Genomic DNA, 19,406 nt, shown 5'->3' with positions numbered 1-19,406 from the left:
TGTTAGATGAAAAATAGGGGTGGAAAGATACAGTATGAAAGCAGATAATATAAAAAATATAATCAGTGACATAGATCATCTACCGTATAGAGCAATTTTATTTGATGGAACATGGGGAATTGGAAAATCTTATGCGGTAAATGAGGCATTAGAAGCAAATCCCAATGTTTGTAAAATATCAATGTTTGGTTTGAAAGACACTAGGCAAATATATCATGAAGCTTTATTTCAATTGGCTTTAAAGAATAATATTGGTGGGAAAATAGGTGAAATAGCTAATAATATTTTAGATGGCGCATCAAAAATCTGGGATAAAGTTGGTCAGGCAAAGGAAGCAGTACAAAGTATAGTCAATGAAAGAGAAATGTTTCTATTATTGTCAAAAGAGTTTACTTCTGTTCATATTATTGTAATAGATGACTTGGAAAGAATGAGTGATGACATAAATTTGGAAGATATATTTGGAATTATAGAAGAACTCAAGCAATGTAATTATGTAAAAGTTATTGTGATTGCGAATACAGATGAAATACAATCGGACAAAAAAGTTGTATTTGAAAAGTATAATGAAAAGGTCATTGAAAGAATATATCATATTACAGAACGTGCAGAGAAAGTGACATGGAGTAAAATGAATATCCATGCAGACTTTGTTGAAAAATTCTTGGAAATCCATAAAGTCAAAAATTTACGGACGCTCGAAAAGGCGCAACGTTTTTTTGAAGATGTAAAATTGTTTTGTAATAGTGATATGAGTGAGCAATTTAAAGAAGAATTAAAGTTAATATGCTTTGCTGTTGTTGTGGAGAGTGTAGAAAACTTGTACTATAAAGAAATTGATTCTGATAATACTGATTCTGTAGAAAAAATGACAAATACGATTGGAAATATGCTTCAGCATAGAATTGGCAGATATCTTTATGGAATAAAGTGTAGTACAAATTTGGTAGAAATGATACTGAAATATTATGAGGAAGGGGTACTAAATGAAGAACAATTGGAGGCTGAATACAAGTTATTTCTTAATTCAGGAGATAAGCCTAACTATTATAAGTCAGATGAGGAAATAAGGAGTGTATTACCTATTTTAAGAGAGAAAATGCTTGAAGCAAAGAGTTTGGCAGAATTAAATGAATTTGCAGATGCGTATGTTGTTTGGAGTGATGTTTTAGAGGAAAATAATGAAAGTGTTTTATCAGAATATAGAAATATTTTAGAAGAAATGCTGGAAAAAACTGTCTTAGATGGGAAAGAGGAAATGCTATCGTATTCATATGATTTGTTTCACATGTCATCGGAAAAGACAAAAAGAATATATCAAGAAGAAAATAAAGAAATGATGAAATTTTTAATAGAGACATATGTGGGATATTTGAAAAAAACAACTCATGGGAAAAAGGCTTATGAGTATTCATATAAACTTAGAAATAATTTTGATAGTAGTTATTATCATGATATTATCATATCAGAGATAGACAATTTGTATAATAAAATTTCTTTTCCAGTAGACAATGTGGATGAGGATAGATATCATACGTGTTATAATATTATGTATGTTTTGTATCATTCAGATGCTGAAAAATTCTTGCAGTATTGTAAAAAAATAAAAGAAGATTGTGATAATATGTCAAGACATAGAATAGAAGTTTTGGTCGAAGAAATAGTAAAAAAATAGAAATAAAATCTACATAGCCAGATGGTTCCAACTCAAGGAATCGCCTGGCTATTTTCATGCCCGGATATTATCCCCAATAATATCAATCTAAGGCAGGAAAGGAGATGAAAATTATGCCATATATACCACCATCAGTTGTGCAGGAGGTCAAGCGGATGGACTTGCTCACATACCTGAAAAATTATGAGCCATACGAATTAGTTCACTTTTCTGGCAACACCTACACTACCAGAACACACGATAGTTTGAAAATATCAAATGGGAAATGGATGTGGTGGAGTCAGAGAACCGGTGGCAGATCAGCACTGGATTATCTGATCAAAGTAAAAGGATACAGTTTTTTAGAGGCGGTTGAATTGCTTGCAGAACAGGCAAATATTCAGCCGCCTCTTTCTGTATCTGAGAATGTTCCGATGGAGAAACAGTTACTGTTGCCAAAGAAAAATCAAGATGATCAGAAAGTGATTGCGTATCTTTCAGGCCGTGGGATTGATAAGGAAATCATTCAGTTCTGTTTAGAGTCTGGAAGAGTTTATGAAAGCGCATTTCATCACAACGCGGTGTTTGTAGGGATGGATGAGAAAGATAATCCGAAATATGCAGCCATTAGGGGAACCGGAACCAGTTTTATCGGAGAAGCAAATGGAAGTGATAAGAACTATTCTTTTTCCATTTTTACAGAGAAACCAAATGATATGATGCATCTGTTTGAGTCAGCCATTGATCTGTTATCTTATGCAACATTGCAGAAATTGGACGGGAAGGAGTGGAGAAGAGAACATTTATTGTCACTGGCAGGTGTCTATCAGCCAGCAAAAGAAATTGAAAAAAGTAAAGTTCCTGCAGCGTTGGTAAAAGCACTAAAAATGCATCCAGAGGTGAAGACAATCGTATTTCATTTGGATAATGACCGTATTGGAAGACTTGCCACAAAAGCAATTTCTACAGTACTTCCAAAGCAATATCAGGTAAAAGATGTACCACCAAAACAAGGAAAAGATTACAACGATCAACTCTGCATCAAGCTAAATCTGGCAATTACAAAGCGAGAAAAACGCACAAAAAAGAATATGTCTGGTCATGAAAAATATGAGAGATAGAAGGTGAAAAAAGATATGAAAATTGCAAGATATGGACTAAAGGTCGTGTATAGGAAAGAGCTGATTTTGACGATGGAAGACGATGTAGACAGCGAAGAACTGTTGAAGATTTTTCTGGAAACACAGTTGAAAGAGGAAAAAGAACCGAGTGAATTACTTGGAATTATTGCTGAGAAAGTGTCAGAAGAAAGCTGTACGGAGCAGTGTGAAAGTTGTCAAAAGTATTGTCCGGCAAGTGAAGAATGTATGGCAACTGATGAAAATGTACGATGCACAAAGTGTGAATACTTGTGTGAAACTTGTGGGATTTGTGAACTGAAAGAATAAAAAAAGCAAGTGCTTTTTCGGCAAGTAAATCTTCTGATACCCGGAACAGTGAGACGGGTGCAGAAGAATACACAATACCAGCAAGCAACGCCTTTGGATTACCACACAGTTTTCCTGTCTGGCAGTCCGGCGGCAGCTTGTCAGGGAGAATCCCTGAAACCCTCAGAAAATGAAAAAGGAGAAAGTAACAATGTTGAAGTTTATTTGTGGAGTATTAGTAGGTGGCATTATAGGAGTAGTGTTGATGTGCCTGTTACAGATTAACAAGATTCAGTAGACAAAAAGAAAGGAGATACAAGATGCTGGTTGAAGTATCAATGAAAGACAAGAAGAAAGCAGAAAGACGATATCAGGAATATTTAAAGAAAATGAACAAGAAGAAGGGAGAACAGAAAAAATGATTGCAAAAGAAATGATAGCAGAAAAGGTATTTGCGGAAGGTGTAGCAAAAGACATCCGGAATTTTCTTCCAGCTAAATATGAGAATGCAGAATTTCAGGTAATGCAGATGAATAAAAATAATGGAGTCCAGATGGTAGGAGTCCAGGTAAGACTGCAGGAAGAAAATGTGTGCCCAGTTGTTTATGTAGAACCGTTCTTCAATGAAATACGTTTGGGTGAACCCGTTGAGAAAGTGATGAATGAAATTGCAAAATGCATGGAAGAAGCAGGCAATGCTCCGTTTGTGCACAACGGTATCAACCCATTGGATTATGATTCAGTGAAGGAACATCTGGCAGTGATGCTTGTGAACACCCAGGCAAACAAACGAATGTTACAGGAAATGCCTCATGAAAATATGGAAGATCTGTCGGCTATCTGTTATGTGGATTTTCCGGTAGAGTCTAACGATGGAAAAGCGACTATGAAGGTGAAAAATGAACATCTTAAGATGTGGAATGTGGATGCAAAGGAAATGTTCCAGCAGGCCAGAGCAAATACACAGCCTGTAAATACACCGATTCTTCAGTCAATGGACGAAATGTTGTTGAGTATTTTTAATGAAGAAGGACATGCAACAAACCTGTTAGATGAAAATGTTGATTTTGGACTTCGTTCACATGATATGCTGTATGCACTTACGAATGTAGAAAAGCAATATGGAGCATCTATGATTACGCAACCAGAAGTTTTAAATAAACTGGAACAACTTTTTCCAGAAGGATTCTATGTTTTGCCGTCATCGGTGCATGAAGTTCTGATCGTTCCGGATAATGGAGAGATGGAACCGAAAATGCTTGGTGAAATGGTACGGGAAGTAAATAAAAATGAAGTGGAACGGCAGGAGGTTCTTTCAGACAGAGTTTACAGCTATGATAAAGAAAAACACCAGATTCGCCAGGAACCAGATTCTATACAGAAAGTAAAGGAGATGGAGCGTTGAGAAAACGAAATGTAGCAATCCTTTTTCGATTGAACAAAAAAGAAGCGGAGGCATTGGATAAGAAAGTAAAGAAAAGCGGATTGAACCGGGAAGCTTACCTGAGACAGTTGATTTCTGGTGTTGTTCCAAGAGACGCACCGCCACCAGATTATTATTTGATGATGCGGGAACTTCATAAGATTGGAAATAACTTAAATCAAATTGCACAAAAAGCACATGTATTAAATGTGGTAGATGCGCAGCGATATGATCAGGAAGTGCGGAAGTTCAATGAAGCAGTCCGTAAGATTACAGAAGCAGTAATACTTCCGGAGAAAAATGAATCATGGCAGTGACATCAATCTGGAGCATTAAAGGTTGGATTGGAAAAGTAATCAATTATGCGGAGAACCCGGACAAGACGAAAGAGAATAACGAAGGGCAGATAGTCGAGAATCAATCACGATCCGCACAAGGACTGGAAGATGTGCTTACCTATGCAGTGAATGCAGAAAAGACTAGACAGAGACAATCTGAATCAATGGAAATAGAACTTGTCGGAGAAGCGGAAGAACTGATGGAACAGTATGTATCTGGAGTGAATTGTGCACCGACAACCGCCAGAGAAGAAATGATTGCAGTCAAAAAGCGTTATGGAAAGGAGGACGAAATTGTTGCGTTTCATGGATACCAGTCTTTTGCACCGGGAGAATGTAGTCCGGCAATGGCACATGAGATTGGAAAGAAGATGGCAGAAGAATTGTGGGGCAGTCAGTATCAGGTATTGATTGCGACTCATTTGGATAAGGCGAACCATCTGCACAATCATTTTGTGGTGAACTCAGTTTCATTCCTTGACGGGAAAAGATACCACAGGACAAATCAGGATTATCGGGATATGCGAATGGTGTCGGACCAGTTATGTAAAGAATACCAGTTATCGGTTGTCGGGCAGCCGGAACAGGGAAAAGGAAAACATTATGCTGAGTGGCAGGCAGAACAGCAAGGAAAGCCGAGTTATCACAGCATGGTAAAAGCAGATGTTGATGAAGCAATCCGAAAAGCGAGGACTGAAAAACAGTTCTTTTTTTATTTGCGGGAAAAAGGATACTCGTTTAAGTTTGGGAAAGACATTACCATTCGCCCGGAAGGGCGGGAGCGTGGTCTGAAGTTAAAGCGGAACTTTGGAGAAAATTATTCGCTGGAAGCAATCAGGGTTCGGATTCTGGAAGAAAATGAATTACCTGCCGAGAAGAAAATTTCAGTTGGGAAGTATTACCGGATTCAGGTATCCGGCAACTTTAAGCAGACAAGAAAAATCAGAGGGCTTCGGGGATTGTATCTGCACTACTGTTATCTTTTAGGAATCCTGCCGAAGAACCGCCTGTTAATATCTGCCAAACAGGTGCATGTATTGTTCCGGGAGGATTTGTTAAAACTGAATACCATTTCAAAAGAGACGAAGCTGCTCTGCCATTATCACATTGATACTGCGGAGCAGCTTTTTTTGTTGAAAGAAAGTTTGCAGAAGAAAATGGAGCAGTGTGTGGAGGAGCGGAAGCACCTGCGTTATAAGATCCGGGCAGACAGACCGGAAGAAGAAATACAGGAAATGAAGGAGCAGATAAAAGTTCTGACAGAGAAAATTGGAACGCTCAGAAAGGAGGCAGCACTTTGTGATGGAATCGCCGCACGTTCCAAGGTAATCGAAGAAAAATTTAAGATGGTGCGGGAAGAAAAAGAGAAGAAGGAGGAACAAAGCCATGAACACATCAGGCGAAGCCGCTGATCAGGTGGTACGAATGTCGTTGGAAGTCGGTGAAGCAGCATTGAAGATCAGTGGCACAGGAGCGAAGCATCTGGCAGTGATGCTGTATGCAGTCTTAAAAGAGAAGAAAAAGACAAAAGGCAGAGTAAGACTTGAAACACTGGTCAAATCAGGTAGACCACTGACGGTATTTTCAGTGAAAGAAAGTGATCTGAAACAATTTGTTCAGGAAGCAAAACGATATGGTGTGTTGTACTGTGCAGTCCGAAATCCCAAAGGAAGCAGTGACGGACTGGTAGATGTGATTGTAAAGGAAGAAGATGCACCAAGAATCAACCGTATCGTAGATAGATTCCAGTTTGCATCTGTAACAGAAGCAGCGAAGATTAAGACGGAAATTGAGCGGACACGTGCAGAAAAAGCAAAAGCCGGAAAATCAGAGAAGCAGGAAAAGAAGCCGGGAAAAGTACAGGTTCAGCAGGAAAAACAGGGACAGGCAGAGCCGGAAAAAGATTATCCGCAGAAATCCAAGGAGGATCAGCTTATGGACGAGTTGTTTGGAGAGTCGGTGAAGAAAGAGGGGAAGGAGCAAAACCCCTCTTTGGCAAAGACGACCAAATCCCGTCTGTCCGAGCCTACCTCAAAGAAGCAAGAGAAAACCGCAGAGGGTACTTCTAAGTTATTTACCCCGGAAAAACCAGAGAAACCATCGGTCAGAAAGGAACTTCGGGAAATACAGAATGCAAGGAAGAAAGAAGCGGAGCGGAGTGAGAATAGAAATGATCCGGTGAGAAATCAGGGAAATAAAGACCGGAATCAGATTCGCCACCAGCAGCCACAACAGAAACGAAAACCAAGGAAAGGGAAAGAGAGGTAAATTTTATGGATAATAGTTTTGATTCTTTATTAAATGCATCGGCTGTACCACAGGATGAAAAGATACAGGCATTTATTGCGGAAAGCAAAAATAACAGGAATCGCTGCTATGAGTTGTCAGAGCAAGTAACCGCACAAGTGGCAACGGATGGGAAAATGCTGCAGAAGTATCTGGATGTACAGAGTACCTTTGATCGATATACTACCAATAATGCACTTCTGATTCTGGCACAAAGACCAGATGCACAGAAATTAGGTGACTATGGATACTGGAGAGATCATGGATTTTATTTAAAACGTATGGAACGACAGAATCCAGTTCTGATTTTAGAGCCAGGAAAAACATATAAGCGTGAAGATGGTACAGTTGGAAATTATTATAATGCGAAAAAGCTATATGATATTTCTCAGACAACAATGTCCGATACTACAATTCAAAAGTCAGAATATGAAGAACATGATTTAATCCGGGCGTTAGTCAGTACCCCTCCGGTAAATATTGTTGCAGCAGAACCAGAACAGATGCCGGATGAAAAAGGAGCATTTTTTAAACCGGAAGAAGGTTGTATTTATGTAAGAAAAGGGATGAGTGCACAGGAAATCTTTCAGAATCTTGTGCCGGAATTGGTATTTGCCGGATATGCGGATGGAAATCCACACTATGATAAAAATGAAGATGCATTTCATGTATCGTGTGCGTCTTATATGTTGTGTAAAAAATATGGAATGGATACCAGTCGATATAATTTTTTACATGCACCAGAGTTTTTTGAAAAAATGGAGACTCAGGAAGTGAGAGTGGAACTTTCCAGAGCCAGAGATGCAGCGAATGCAATTTCTGCAAGAATGGCAAAGGTACTAGATCAGAATCGGAATGCAACTTACCGACAGTCAGAGACTGAAAAAACCGGACAAGACAGTTCTGAAAAGGTGAAAGATAAGAAAGAAAATCCAGAGCCTGAAAAAAAAGAACAGAAATCCAGAGGACAACATAGAAAAGAAGCACGCTAGAAAAATTCGGGAAAGGAGAATGCAAAATGAGCAGTGATACGATTACATTAGAACTGGACAAATATGAGAGCGGCGTAGTGTTCCATTCCCTGAAGGACAAGCGGAATCAGATGCTGAAAGAGGGAAAAGATACGGAGCTTGTCGATGATGTTTTAATGAAAGTCATTGAGAAAATCGAAGTACCGCCGGAGAAGGAAAAGCGAGGACGCAGAAGCCATGAAGAACGATGATGAGCAGAGCAGTCTGATACTGGCGGTAATTGGAATTATCCCGGTTATCTGGTTTGCGTTACTTGTCGCACCTTATCTTTCGTCTGGTCTTATGGGGATTCTGGAAGGAGTCCCGGAAGCAATGAATCATCCGTTTTCGATTCAGTTATGTGGGGACAGTGTAAAAACTGTCCTTATTTTTTTGCTGGCTTACGGTATGGGAATTGGGATTTATCTTTCTACCAAGAAACATTACCGACGAGGTGAAGAACATGGGTCTGCAAAATGGGGGAATGTGAAGAAAATCAATCGCAGATACAGGGAGAAGCGATTTACAAAAAATAAGTTGCTGACCATGCATGTACGAATCAGCTACAATATGCGGAAACATTTGCGAAATGTATTGACGGTTGTGATTGGTGGTTCCGGTTCAGGAAAGACCAGATTTTTTGCAAAGCCGAATCTGATGCAGGCGAATACCTCTTTTGTGGTGCTTGATCCAAAAGGAGAGAACTTGCGGGATACCGGGTATCTTCTGGAAGAAAAAGGTTATGAAGTAAGAGTGCTTGACCTGATCAACATGGAAAAGAGCCATTGCTATAACCCATTTGTATATCTGAAGGACGATAACGATGTGCAGAGACTGGTAACGAACCTGTTCAAAGCAACTACACCAAAAGGCAGTCAGTCCAATGATCCGTTCTGGGATACCGCAGCTTCCATGTTGCTGTTGGCATTGATTTTTTATTTACGGTATGAAGCACCAGAGGAGGAGCAGAATTTCCCGATGGTAATGGAAATGTTACGTGCCGGAGAAGTCAGAGAGGACGATGACCAGTACCAGTCACCGCTTGATGAATTGTTTGAACGGTTGGAAATGAAGAACCCGGAACATATCGCAGTAAAGTATTACAAAGATTACCACTCTGGTAGTGCCAAGACATTAAAATCCATTCAAATCACATTAGCCGCAAGACTTGAGAAATTCAACTTATCCAGTCTGGCAGCACTGACCGCAACGGACGATTTAGACCTGCCATCACTGGGAGAGCGAAAAGTGGCTTTATTTGCGTTAATCCCGGACAACGACACCAGTTATAACTTTCTGGTGTCGATTTTGTATACCCAGTTATTTCAGCAGTTGTTCTATCTGGCAGATCATAAATATGGAGGGAGACTTCCGGTTCATGTGCATTTCCTCATGGACGAATTTGCAAATGTTTCACTGCCGGATGACTTCGATAAGATTCTGTCCGTTATGCGTTCCAGAGAAGTGTCAGTCAGTATTATTTTGCAGAATCTGGCACAGTTAAAGGCATTGTTCGAAAAGCAGTGGGAAAGCATTATGGGAAACTGTGACGAATTTTTATATTTGGGTGGCAACGAGCAGGGGACGCATAAATATGTCAGCGAACTTCTGGGAAAGGCAACGATTGACACGAACACCTATGGAAAGTCAACGGGACATTCAGGGAATTATTCCACCAATTATCAGAATACAGGGCGGGAGCTGATGACACCCGATGAAGTTCGCATGTTGGATAACCGATATGCGATTCTTTTTATTCGTGGAGAAAGACCAATTTTAGACGAGAAATTTGATATTTTAAAGCACCCCAATGTAGGGTTTACGACAGATGGAAATGGAAAGCCATATCTGCATGGAGCAGTTGACCGGGCAGTGGCAAGTATCTCACTGGGAGACAGCTTAGAAGGTGAACTCACAGACGATGCACTGGAATCGGAAGATTACGAATTATTATCTGATGAAGATTTGGAAGAAATTATCCAGAAATATGTGTAAATCCAAGAAAAATATATAGGAGGCAATCAAAAAATGAAATTAGATATGCGAAAGAAGCAGGAGAAGAAAGAAACAACAAAAGTAACGAAAAAGCTGCTAATGACAGCAAAAATGAAACGTGTCATGGCAGTGTATATGGCAATGGTACTGATTATGACAGCAGGAGCAAGTACCGTATTTGCAGCAGACGATCCACTGACCGTTATCAATAATCTGTCCACGTTTATCTTTGGACTGATTCGTGCCATCGGAATGATTTTGTTGGGATTTGGAATTGTGCAGGTCGGTTTATCACTGAAATCTCATGATCCAAGCCAGAGAGCGAATGGATTCCTGACACTTGCAGGCGGTGTCATTATTACATTTGCAAAAGAAATCCTGAATCTGATTACTGGTTAAGAAGAATAGAAAACAAGAAAAAGAAAATGGGACGGTGCAGGCCCGAAAGGAGCCGCACCGCCCAAGCTAAGACAGGAGGTGTTTAGAACGTGTCAGATAACTAGGTAGTACAGAACTTGCAAAATGCTTTGGATACCTGGAACAGTAAACTTGCGGAAATCTGGCAGATACTCACACAGTCACCGGAAAACTTTAAGGGTGGCGGTATCTGGCAGGTGATTGTGCAGATTCATGGAGCGTTGCAGGCAATCGGCTATGCTTTGTTAGTGCTTTTCTTTGTAGTCGGAGTGGTCAAGACTTGTGGAAGTTTTACAGAGGTAAAAAGACCGGAACATGCATTGAAAATTTTTATCCGTTTTGCGATTGCAAAAGGCGTAGTCACGTATGGACTGGAGCTGATGATGGCATTATTTAACATCATACAAGGAGTGACCAGTACGATTATGCAGACCGCAGGATTTGGAAGTACGGAAGATACCGTTTTACCGGACGAAATCATAGAAGCTGTAGAAGATTGTGGATTTTTTGAAAGTATTCCTCTATGGGCGGTGACGTTGATCGGTGGACTTTTTATTACAGTTCTGAGCTTCATTATGATTATGAGTGTATATGGAAGATTTTTTCGATTATGCCTATATACAGCAATTGCACCGATTCCGTTATCTTCCTTTGCAGGAGAGCCGAGCCAAAATATTGGAAGAAGTTTCTTGAAATCCTATGCAGCAGTGTGTTTGGAGGGAGTAATCGTGGTACTTGCCTGCATTATTTTTTCATTATTTGCATCATCACCGCCAGTAGTCAATCCGGACGCAGCAGCAGTGACCATGGTGTGGAGTTATATCGGAGAATTGATTTTTAATATGCTTGTACTGGTCGGGGCAGTGAAAATGTCAGACCGAGTAGTACGGGAAATGATGGGATTATAAAAAACAGAGTATGTTATGAGCCTATTCTACAATGTCTTTGCTGTCATTATATCTCATATTTCCCTGAGAGTCGAAATGAACAGAATCTAAAGGAATCCCTTTCTGTCTGGCACGAGAAATCTGGAATGACATATCGTCTTTCATAGCTTTGTAATATTGATGTTCTTGCCACTTGCGTCGCAGAGCAGAAATCCAACTGAGAACAGAAAAGGCAGTCAGCAGATAGAGGATTGCAAATGCAAGTTTCTCATGGCTTGCTGCCCATGGATTCAGAATCGTGGAAACAGCAAGGAAGTATAACAGTGGTAAGGTCAGATTTAATCTGGCAGCAATCCGAAACAGCAGAGAAATCAGGAATAGAGCAACGGTAACAACAAGTGAAATCATAACAGTGATTGGCATAGGTCAGTCCCCCTTTCATTTACCCAAAGTGTAACAGAACAGGAAAAATATAACAAATGTGCGATTTGGAGGTGTATCGTTTTGGAAGTAAAAATTAACAAGGAAATCAGGGATTACACGGAAGCAATCTTTTTCGGATTGTCCCTAAGACAGTTTATCTTTTCAGGATTAGCCTGCGGGATTGCCGTTGGGCTTTATTTTTTGCTTCACCCATACATGAGTATGGAAACAGTGAGTTGGATTTGTGTACTGGGAGCTGTCCCATGTGTAGTGTTCGGGTTTGTAAAATATCATGGAATGACAGCGGAGCAGTTTATCTGGGCATGGATTAAATCGGAAATCCTGATGCCGAAAAAACTGGTGTTCCGGTCAGAAAATCTTTATTTTGATGCAGTAGAACCAGTCATTAAAAAATATGAGAAAGAAAGTCTGAAGAAGGAGGGACGCAAGAAAAATGATGAAAACGCTGAGTAATATCTTCAAGCAGGATAAAGAAAAATTTGTAATTCCAAGAAGCGTACAGCAGGTAATTCCCATCGAGACCATCTGGTCAGATGGGATTTTTAAAATCGGGAGAAATAAATTTGCACGTACTTATAAATTCACCGATATTAACTATGCAGTGGCGAGCAAAGTTGATAAGGAAACAATGTTCCTGGAATATATGGATTTATTAAATTCGTTCGATTGCGGTGGAACAACAAAAATAACGATCAATAATCGCCGCTTGAATAAAGTGGATTTTGAAAAAGCAATTCTGATTCCGATGCAGGAGGACGGATTGGATTTATACCGGAAAGAGTATAACAACATGCTTTTAGATAAGGCAACCAGTTCCAACAGCATGGTGCAGGAAAAATATGTGACAGTATCCTGCTATAAGAAAACGATTGAAGAAGCGAGAACGTATTTTGCACGAGTGACAACAGAGCTGAACAGCCATTTTGCAAGACTGGGTTCCAAATGTGCAGAGGTAAATGGAGAAGATAAGTTACGGATTCTGCATGATTTTTACCGTACAGGAGAAGAATCTGGTTTCCATTTTGATATTCAGGAGAGTATGAGAAAAGGGCACAGCTTCAAAGATTATATCTGCCCGGATACTTTTGAATTTGAAAAAGATTATTTCCGCATGGGAGAGCGTTACGGAAGGGTACTCTTTCTTCGGGAGTATGCTTCTTACATTAAAGACGATATGATAGCAGAACTGACCGACATGAATCGAAATCTGATGTTGAGCATTGATGTGATTCCTGTTCCTACTGATGAAGCAGTGCAGGAAGTGGAAAAACGTCTGCTTGGTGTGGAGACGAATATCACAAACTGGCAGAGACGGCAGAATGCCAACAATAACTTTTCCGCAGTGATTCCTTATGACTTGGAACAGCAGAGAAAAGAAAGTAAAGAGTTCATGGATGATCTGACTACACGTGACCAGCGTATGATGTTCGGGGTACTGACTATGGTGCATACTGCAGAATCGAAAAAGCAGCTTGACGCAGATACGGAAACACTTCTGACCATTGGACAGAAAAAGTTATGCCAGTTTTCAGTTTTGAAATTTCAGCAAATGGACGGACTAAATACAGCACTTCCCATCGGACACCGAAAGATTCCGGCAGTCCGCACGCTGACATCGGAGAGCGTGGCAGTGTTGATGCCATTCCGGGTGCAGGAGATTATGGACGCAGGCGGTATCTATTGTGGAGAAAATGCAATCTCTCATAACTTAATCATGTGCAATAAAGAAAAACTCCTGAACCCGAACTCATTCCTTTTAGGTGTGCCGGGAAGTGGAAAATCCTTTAATGCAAAAATGCAGATTGTATTCCTGGCACTGGCAACGCAGGACGATATCCTGATTTGTGATCCAGAGCGAGAGTATGCATCGTTGGTTGAAGCAATGGGCGGAGAAGTGGTTCGTATTGCTGCAGGAAGCAGGGACCACATCAATGCAATGGATATGGTAGACGGATATGGAGATGGCGGTGATCCGGTAATTGAGAAGTCACAGTTTATCTTATCTTTGTTTGAGCAGTTGGATAAAAAAGGGATCAATGCGAAGGAACGTTCCATTATTGACCGATGTGTAGGGGAAGTCTATGAGGAATATCAGCATGGCGGAGCAGTGCCGACTTTACGGGTGTTGCGTGAAAAGTTTCTGGAACAGGAAGAACCGGAAGCACAGGATTTGGCACTGGTATCAGAATTATTTATAAATGGAAGTCTGGACGCATTTGCACATGAAAGTAATGTTGATGTGAATAACCGTATCATGGTATACGACATTCTGGATTTAGGAAAGCAGCTAAAGACCATGGGACTTCTGGTTATCACTGATGCAATGCTGAACCGGGTAACAGAGAACTGGAAACAGGGAAAGCGAACTCATATTTTCTTAGACGAGTTTCATGTAGTATTTGAAAATGAGTATTCCGGAGCATTTTTTAACTCTGCATGGCGAAGATTTCGTAAGCGTAATGCATTTCCGACAGCAATTACCCAGAACGTGGAATATCTGTTAGATTCTGTTCTTGCAAGTACGATGATTTCCAACAGTGAGTATATCGTGATGCTTAATCAGGCAGAGCCGGACAGAGCAAAGTTGGCAACACTTCTGAATATCTCCACTGAGCAAATGGGATATATCACAAATGCAGATGCCGGTTGCGGTTTGGTGAAATACGGAAGTTCACTTGTACCGTTCGTCAATAGATTCCCGACCAATACAAGGTTGTATAAACTGATGACCACAAAGCCGGGAGAGGACAGTATCAACCGAGGAAGAATGTAACTTCAATAATCAATTTAAGAGAATGGTACCGGAAATCGTCACAATTTGTGGCGTTTTTTAGTGCCGGAAAAGGAGGCAACTATGTCAGAAATCAGATTTTCATCAAAGGAACACGAAAAGTTTTTTTATCAGATGTTAGCAAAATGCGGAAAGCACGACAGTTATTACAGTTCATTTTTTTATTGTGTGGGAATTTCTGAAGATACCAGAAATCATGTTGATCGCATGTTTGATTTTAAAGAGCGTTTGATTAAACCGGGAGCACTGCATGAAGGGTGGCAGACAGGTGGTTCGGCACGATTGACCAGACTGGCTTTCAACTTGTGGAATGGATATGTGGAGAAGGGAGAAGAAAGTCTGTCTACCCCATACGAGATGTTCGATTGTGGCTATGCACCATATTTTTATGAAGCAATCCGCATGAAGTATCCGGAATACTGCCGGGAACTGCCACAGGTGAGCAAAAAAGAAACTAATCATGAACGCTAGATAAAGATTCAAATGGAGAAAAGCGATGGATTGTAAGATAAAAACACGCCAAGTCCATAAGGATATTAAAGTATTAGATAAGACGGTTACAGTGACAGACCATATTAAGCAGTCTTATGTCAGAACAAAAGAAACTGTCATGCAATCGACGGAGAAATCCAGTGATAGAGAGAATAATCCGGTAGGTTATGCAGAAGATGCGGCCAGCGAGTATGCTGACCGCATCTTTCACGAAACAGGGCATCAGGTACGCAGACAGGCAGGAAAGATTATTGAACGGAAGAAAGAGAAAGCTTCTGTTTCTTCGGCAGGCGAAGAAACAGTTTACCCGCCGAAAGAACAAATCCGACCAGTACCGCCTTCAGGCGGAGAAAAGGCACAGGAGCAGGGAAAAGAACTTGCTGTCAAAAAAATCAAGACCATTGAACGGGATAAAAGAACCATCAAGACCGGGAGAGCATCGGAACAGGTTGTAAAGAATACCGGAAAAGGTATTATCAAGACTTCTGAAAAAGCGGTCAAGACTGCAGAACAAACGGCAAGGACCAGTATCAAAACATCGGAGCAGACTGCAAATGCTTCTGTCCGGGCAATGCATTATTCTATGAAAAAAGCAGAAAAAGCAGTGCAGACAGCAAGGCAGACTGCACAGAATACCAGGATTGCAGTGAAAAAGACAGCAAAAGCGGTAACACATGCAATAAAAGCGTTGATTGAAGCTACAAAAGTATTACTGAGTGCATTGACTGCAGGTGGTTGGATTGCGGTTATGATTTTGATTATCGTCATTTTATTTGGTGGATTTCTATGCATGACAGGTGGGGATAATTCCAGTACGGTTTCTTCGGTTAGTGCAGAAGTAGAAGCATACGAACCACTAATCCGTCAGTATGCAAATCAATATGGCATTGGAGAGTATGTGGAATTAATCAAAGCCATTATGATGCAGGAATCAGGTGGGAGAGGACTTGACCCGATGCAGTGTTCAGAAGGGAGCTTTAATACAAAATACCCCAAACAGCCGAATGGAATCACTGATCCAGAGTATTCGATTTCTTGCGGAGTGCAGGAGATAAAAAGCTGTATGGAACGTGCAGGGGTAAAAAATCCTCTGGATATGGAAAATATTAAACTGGCATTGCAAAGTTACAACTATGGAAATGGATATCTGGAATGGGCAAAAGCCAGAGGTGGATATACCCTTGCAAATGCAGCAGAATTTTCTGATATGATGGCACAGAGAATGGGGTGGAGCAGTTATGGGGACAAGCAGTATGTACCGCATGTGCTTCAGTATTATGCATTTGGAAGAATCCCGACAGGCATCGGTAATCAGGCAATCGTTCAGGTAGCAGCATCTCAGGAAGGAAAAGGCGGAACAACCTACTGGAGTTGGTATGGATTTGGAAGCCGAGTAGAGTGGTGTGCCTGCTTTGTGTCATGGTGTGCAGACCAGAGTGGTTATATCCAGAGTGGAGCTATTCCAAAATTCTCTCTTTGTTCGGACGGTGTGAAATGGTTTGAAAGTAAAGGCAGGTTCCGGGACGCCAGTTATACCCCGGCGGTAGGAGATATTATTTTCTTTGACTGGGGGAATAATGGAACGATTGACCATGTTGGAATTGTAGAGAGTGTCAGTGGTGGAACCGTCAATACCATAGAAGGTAACAGTGGAGATAAAGTGGTAAGACGAAGTTACAGTATCGGAAGTAGTAATATTTATGGATATGGTGTTCCGGCATATTAGAGAAAAATGTTGTTTGGAATGATAGCGGAGATATTTATAAAAGTAAATCGCCTTTTTAAAAACGAAAAGAACCAGTGAGAGAATCGTTAAACTTCACTTACTGGTTCAATTCGTTTTAAATTTCTCGGATAACTCTGTCAGTTCTTTCGCCGTTTCTTGAGTGTGATGTAACAGGGTGTCACGCATTTCTGGCGGACAGCTAGAATAAAGCATTTTCATCTGATTAACACCTTCATCCTCCAGAGAGACATCTGGATTTATAAGTGTGTCCAAAGAGATGTGCAGAACCTTTGCCAATGCTCTTAAAATTAAATAGAAAGGATTCATTTTTCCCTTTTCAATATTGGCGATTTGCTTTACAGAAACATGGCTCAGATCAGAAAGTTCCTGCTGTGTCAGCTCTTTATTCTTTCGGGCTTTCCGCATTTTCTGCCCTAAAGCAGTTAAATCATCAATCGGCATAATCATTCACCTCAAGAATATTGTATCGTTCCGGTTTATATGATGGAATGACCTTATTATGCCTGACAAGCTGTACGATTATGCCGATTATATAAAGCTGCGATTGGTGATAAACTTGTATTATTCGAGATAAAGAACTATAATGTACTCTGTGGAGGTGCGAAATGGACTATATGACATTGAAAGAGGCCGCCGAGAAGTGGGGCGTGACACCTCGTAGGGTAAATTATTATTGTGCTGGTGGGCGTATCCCCGGTGCTGTGAAAATGGCCGGTGTTTGGCTGCTCCCTAAAACTGCGGAGAAGCCGACTGATAGGCGCAGAAAGGAAGGAAAAAAGAATAATGAAGATTCTCTTAATTGAAGATGATATAGAAATAAGTGAAATGTTATGTAGCTATCTTATAGCAGAAAATTTTGAAGTTGTCTGCGCTACTGATGGTCAAAAGGCATGTGAGGCTTTCGACATTGGTTCTTATAGTATCGTCTTGTTGGATTTGATGATTCCCAAAATTACAGGTATGAATGTAATGAAGTATATTCGTCAAAAAAGTACGGTGCCAATTATCATCATTTCTGCAAAGGATTCGGATTCCGACAAAACTTTAGGTTTGGGCCTCGGTGCGGATGATTATATTACAAAACCGTTTTCCATAACAGAGGTTATGGCGCGTATTAAAGCAAACATACGGAGAAATACCGAATATGCTGCCGTACAGCCAGAGCAAACGAAACTTGTGTGGGGTCCATTGGTTATGAACTTGGAAAATCACACCGTCACAAAATCAGGCGAGATTATCGAACTGACCGCAAAAGAATTTGATATTTTACGGCTGCTTCTGGAAAACCCACAAAGGGTCTACACAAAGGCTCAAATCTATTCTTTAATTTGGAATGATGCCTATATGGGGGATGAAAATGCCGTCAATGTTCACATCAGCCGTTTACGAACGAAAATTGAGGATGATCCACGAAAGCCACAAGTTGTTATAACTGTATGGGGAATTGGCTATAAGCTGGGAGAACAGAAATGAGCAATGCGACAATTATCTTTTTACTAACCCTCTGTATTATGATTTTAATCTGTATCATTGTGTACCAGCAGTTTGTATTCCATAACGGAACAAAAGCAAAAATACACGAGATCAGCAGCAAATTGAAAGAACTTCTTGACACCGACAGCGACGAAAAAGTGACAGTCTTTACCGATAATAAGGCACTGATAGAGCTTGCAACACAAATCAATCGAATGTTGGAAGATCGGCAAAAAGTAAAAGTTGAGTATCGGCGGGCTGAAATGGCATCCAAAAAGATGTTATCTAACATTTCCCACGACATTAAAACTCCCATGACAGTGATTCTTGGCTATTTGGAGATTATGCGTTTGAACGGAACCCAAAGCAATGAAATGTTGCAAAAGGTAGAAAGCACTGCCCAGCGGGTAATGGGATTGATTACACAATTCTTTACGCTTGCTAAATTAGAGGCTGGCGATACAGATATGCCATTGGAGCGTTTGAATGTGAACGAAGCCTGCCGGGAAAATATTTTGGATTTCTATGAACTCCTTTCACAAAAAAATTTTGAAGTGGAAATTAACATACCCGATCATGTGTTGTATGCAAATGCCAATAAAGATGCGTTGCAAAGAATTATGTTCAATTTGATTTCCAATGCAATTCGCTATGGCGGCGATGGAAAATATTTAGGTATGTTTTTGCGGGCAGATCAGGCACATATCTATATAGACATTGTGGACAGGGGCCGTGGAATTGAAAAAGAATTTGCCGATTCGGTTTTTGATCGGCTGTTTATGATGGAAGATTCCAGAAATAGTGCTATGCAGGGAAATGGTCTTGGACTGACGATTGCGAAAAATCTTGCCTTGCAACTCGGTGGCGATATTACTTTAGAAAGTCATCCGCACCAGAAAACAGTTTTCACTATTACGCTCAAGAAAATGGCCTATTAAACCATAGGTCATTTTTTTAAGAAAGAAATTTGTAAGAATTATTCAAGAGTTTTGAAAATCGAACTTTCTATAATGTCAGTAGAA

General features: G+C 40.4%; 22 protein-coding genes. 20 read left to right on the top strand and 2 right to left on the bottom strand.

The genetic code is table 11. The features are described 5' to 3' along the window. The first annotated feature begins 34 nt into the window (after positions 1-34). From ACYQ2D_RS07240 to ACYQ2D_RS07180, 13 genes are all read left to right on the top strand, one after another. A complete protein-coding gene (locus ACYQ2D_RS07240) occupies positions 35-1,675 on the top strand; it encodes a P-loop NTPase fold protein (RefSeq protein ID WP_337597485.1) in 1,641 nt (546 codons plus the stop codon). A gap of 113 nt (positions 1,676-1,788) precedes the next feature. Continuing rightward, positions 1,789-2,775: a DUF3991 domain-containing protein gene (locus ACYQ2D_RS07235; RefSeq protein WP_337597484.1), complete on the top strand. Its 987-nt coding sequence runs from the start codon at positions 1,789-1,791 to the stop codon at positions 2,773-2,775. Positions 2,776-2,790: 15 nt separating this feature from the next. Next, on the top strand, positions 2,791-3,102 hold the full coding sequence (locus tag ACYQ2D_RS07230; RefSeq protein WP_117540217.1) for a hypothetical protein: 312 nt from the start codon (positions 2,791-2,793) through the stop codon (positions 3,100-3,102). A 169-nt stretch (positions 3,103-3,271) separates the two neighbouring features. Continuing rightward, on the top strand, positions 3,272-3,379 hold the full coding sequence (locus tag ACYQ2D_RS07225; RefSeq protein WP_006426179.1) for a DUF3789 domain-containing protein: 108 nt from the start codon (positions 3,272-3,274) through the stop codon (positions 3,377-3,379). A 120-nt stretch (positions 3,380-3,499) separates the two neighbouring features. Beyond that, on the top strand, positions 3,500-4,486 hold the full coding sequence (locus ACYQ2D_RS07220) for a DUF5688 family protein (protein ID WP_337597483.1): 987 nt from the start codon (positions 3,500-3,502) through the stop codon (positions 4,484-4,486). After that, a complete protein-coding gene (locus tag ACYQ2D_RS07215; RefSeq protein WP_297932470.1) occupies positions 4,483-4,821 on the top strand; it encodes a plasmid mobilization protein in 339 nt (112 codons plus the stop codon). Before ACYQ2D_RS07220 ends, ACYQ2D_RS07215 begins: the two co-directional genes overlap by 4 nt. Then, positions 4,812-6,254 (top strand): relaxase/mobilization nuclease domain-containing protein, encoded by a 1,443-nt coding sequence (locus ACYQ2D_RS07210; RefSeq protein WP_337597481.1) that lies wholly within the window; start codon positions 4,812-4,814, stop codon positions 6,252-6,254. Before ACYQ2D_RS07215 ends, ACYQ2D_RS07210 begins: the two co-directional genes overlap by 10 nt. Next, complete coding sequence (locus ACYQ2D_RS07205) at positions 6,229-7,110, top strand: PcfB family protein (RefSeq protein ID WP_337597480.1); 882 nt, start codon at positions 6,229-6,231, stop codon at positions 7,108-7,110. Before ACYQ2D_RS07210 ends, ACYQ2D_RS07205 begins: the two co-directional genes overlap by 26 nt. Positions 7,111-7,115: 5 nt before the next feature. Then, complete coding sequence (locus ACYQ2D_RS07200; RefSeq protein ID WP_459785020.1) at positions 7,116-8,120, top strand: hypothetical protein; 1,005 nt, start codon at positions 7,116-7,118, stop codon at positions 8,118-8,120. Positions 8,121-8,146: 26 nt separating this feature from the next. Then, entirely contained in the window at positions 8,147-8,350 is a 204-nt protein-coding gene (locus ACYQ2D_RS07195; RefSeq protein ID WP_005342524.1) for a hypothetical protein, read from the top strand. Further along, positions 8,337-10,133, top strand: coding sequence for a VirD4-like conjugal transfer protein, CD1115 family (locus ACYQ2D_RS07190; protein ID WP_337597478.1), 1,797 nt, complete (start codon positions 8,337-8,339; stop codon positions 10,131-10,133). Before ACYQ2D_RS07195 ends, ACYQ2D_RS07190 begins: the two co-directional genes overlap by 14 nt. A 33-nt stretch (positions 10,134-10,166) precedes the next feature. Further along, positions 10,167-10,532, top strand: a complete 366-nt coding sequence (locus ACYQ2D_RS07185) for a glutamyl-tRNA amidotransferase (protein WP_337597477.1) — start codon at positions 10,167-10,169, stop codon at positions 10,530-10,532. Between the two features lie 116 nt (positions 10,533-10,648). After that, positions 10,649-11,458, top strand: a complete 810-nt coding sequence (locus ACYQ2D_RS07180) for a VirB6/TrbL-like conjugal transfer protein, CD1112 family (RefSeq protein WP_459785019.1) — start codon at positions 10,649-10,651, stop codon at positions 11,456-11,458. A 21-nt stretch (positions 11,459-11,479) separates the two neighbouring features. Here ACYQ2D_RS07180 and ACYQ2D_RS07175 read toward each other — a convergent pair whose 3' ends face one another. Continuing rightward, a complete protein-coding gene (locus ACYQ2D_RS07175) occupies positions 11,480-11,860 on the bottom strand; it encodes a hypothetical protein (RefSeq protein WP_177957955.1) in 381 nt (126 codons plus the stop codon). An 81-nt stretch (positions 11,861-11,941) separates the two neighbouring features. On the opposite strand from ACYQ2D_RS07175, the gene ACYQ2D_RS07170 reads away from it, so the two are divergent. From ACYQ2D_RS07170 to ACYQ2D_RS07155, 4 genes are all read left to right on the top strand, one after another. Next, a complete protein-coding gene (locus ACYQ2D_RS07170; RefSeq protein ID WP_337597475.1) occupies positions 11,942-12,334 on the top strand; it encodes a PrgI family protein in 393 nt (130 codons plus the stop codon). Beyond that, on the top strand, positions 12,315-14,654 hold the full coding sequence (locus ACYQ2D_RS07165; protein WP_337597474.1) for a VirB4-like conjugal transfer ATPase, CD1110 family: 2,340 nt from the start codon (positions 12,315-12,317) through the stop codon (positions 14,652-14,654). The genes ACYQ2D_RS07170 and ACYQ2D_RS07165 overlap by 20 nt, the downstream gene beginning before the upstream one ends. Before the next feature lie 81 nt (positions 14,655-14,735). Next, on the top strand, positions 14,736-15,143 hold the full coding sequence (locus tag ACYQ2D_RS07160) for a DUF6075 family protein (RefSeq protein ID WP_055171643.1): 408 nt from the start codon (positions 14,736-14,738) through the stop codon (positions 15,141-15,143). Positions 15,144-15,168: 25 nt separating this feature from the next. After that, entirely contained in the window at positions 15,169-16,890 is a 1,722-nt protein-coding gene (locus ACYQ2D_RS07155; protein ID WP_459785018.1) for a lysozyme family protein, read from the top strand. A 105-nt stretch (positions 16,891-16,995) separates the two neighbouring features. Here ACYQ2D_RS07155 and ACYQ2D_RS07150 read toward each other — a convergent pair whose 3' ends face one another. Next, positions 16,996-17,352, bottom strand: a complete 357-nt coding sequence (locus ACYQ2D_RS07150) for a helix-turn-helix domain-containing protein (protein ID WP_337597472.1) — start codon at positions 17,350-17,352, stop codon at positions 16,996-16,998. Between the two features lie 164 nt (positions 17,353-17,516). On the opposite strand from ACYQ2D_RS07150, the gene ACYQ2D_RS07145 reads away from it, so the two are divergent. The 3 genes from ACYQ2D_RS07145 to ACYQ2D_RS07135 are packed head-to-tail and all read left to right on the top strand — an operon-like array spanning position 17,517 to position 19,322. Then, complete coding sequence (locus ACYQ2D_RS07145) at positions 17,517-17,714, top strand: helix-turn-helix domain-containing protein (protein WP_015515114.1); 198 nt, start codon at positions 17,517-17,519, stop codon at positions 17,712-17,714. Then, a complete protein-coding gene (locus tag ACYQ2D_RS07140) occupies positions 17,695-18,384 on the top strand; it encodes a response regulator transcription factor (RefSeq protein ID WP_028088182.1) in 690 nt (229 codons plus the stop codon). The genes ACYQ2D_RS07145 and ACYQ2D_RS07140 overlap by 20 nt, the downstream gene beginning before the upstream one ends. Then, positions 18,381-19,322, top strand: coding sequence for a HAMP domain-containing histidine kinase (locus ACYQ2D_RS07135; protein ID WP_055173569.1), 942 nt, complete (start codon positions 18,381-18,383; stop codon positions 19,320-19,322). Before ACYQ2D_RS07140 ends, ACYQ2D_RS07135 begins: the two co-directional genes overlap by 4 nt. Positions 19,323-19,406 lie beyond the last annotated feature (84 nt).

The sequence above is a fragment of the Blautia stercoris genome, from assembly GCF_054657695.1.
This window is presented reverse-complemented; position numbering and strand designations above follow the sequence as displayed.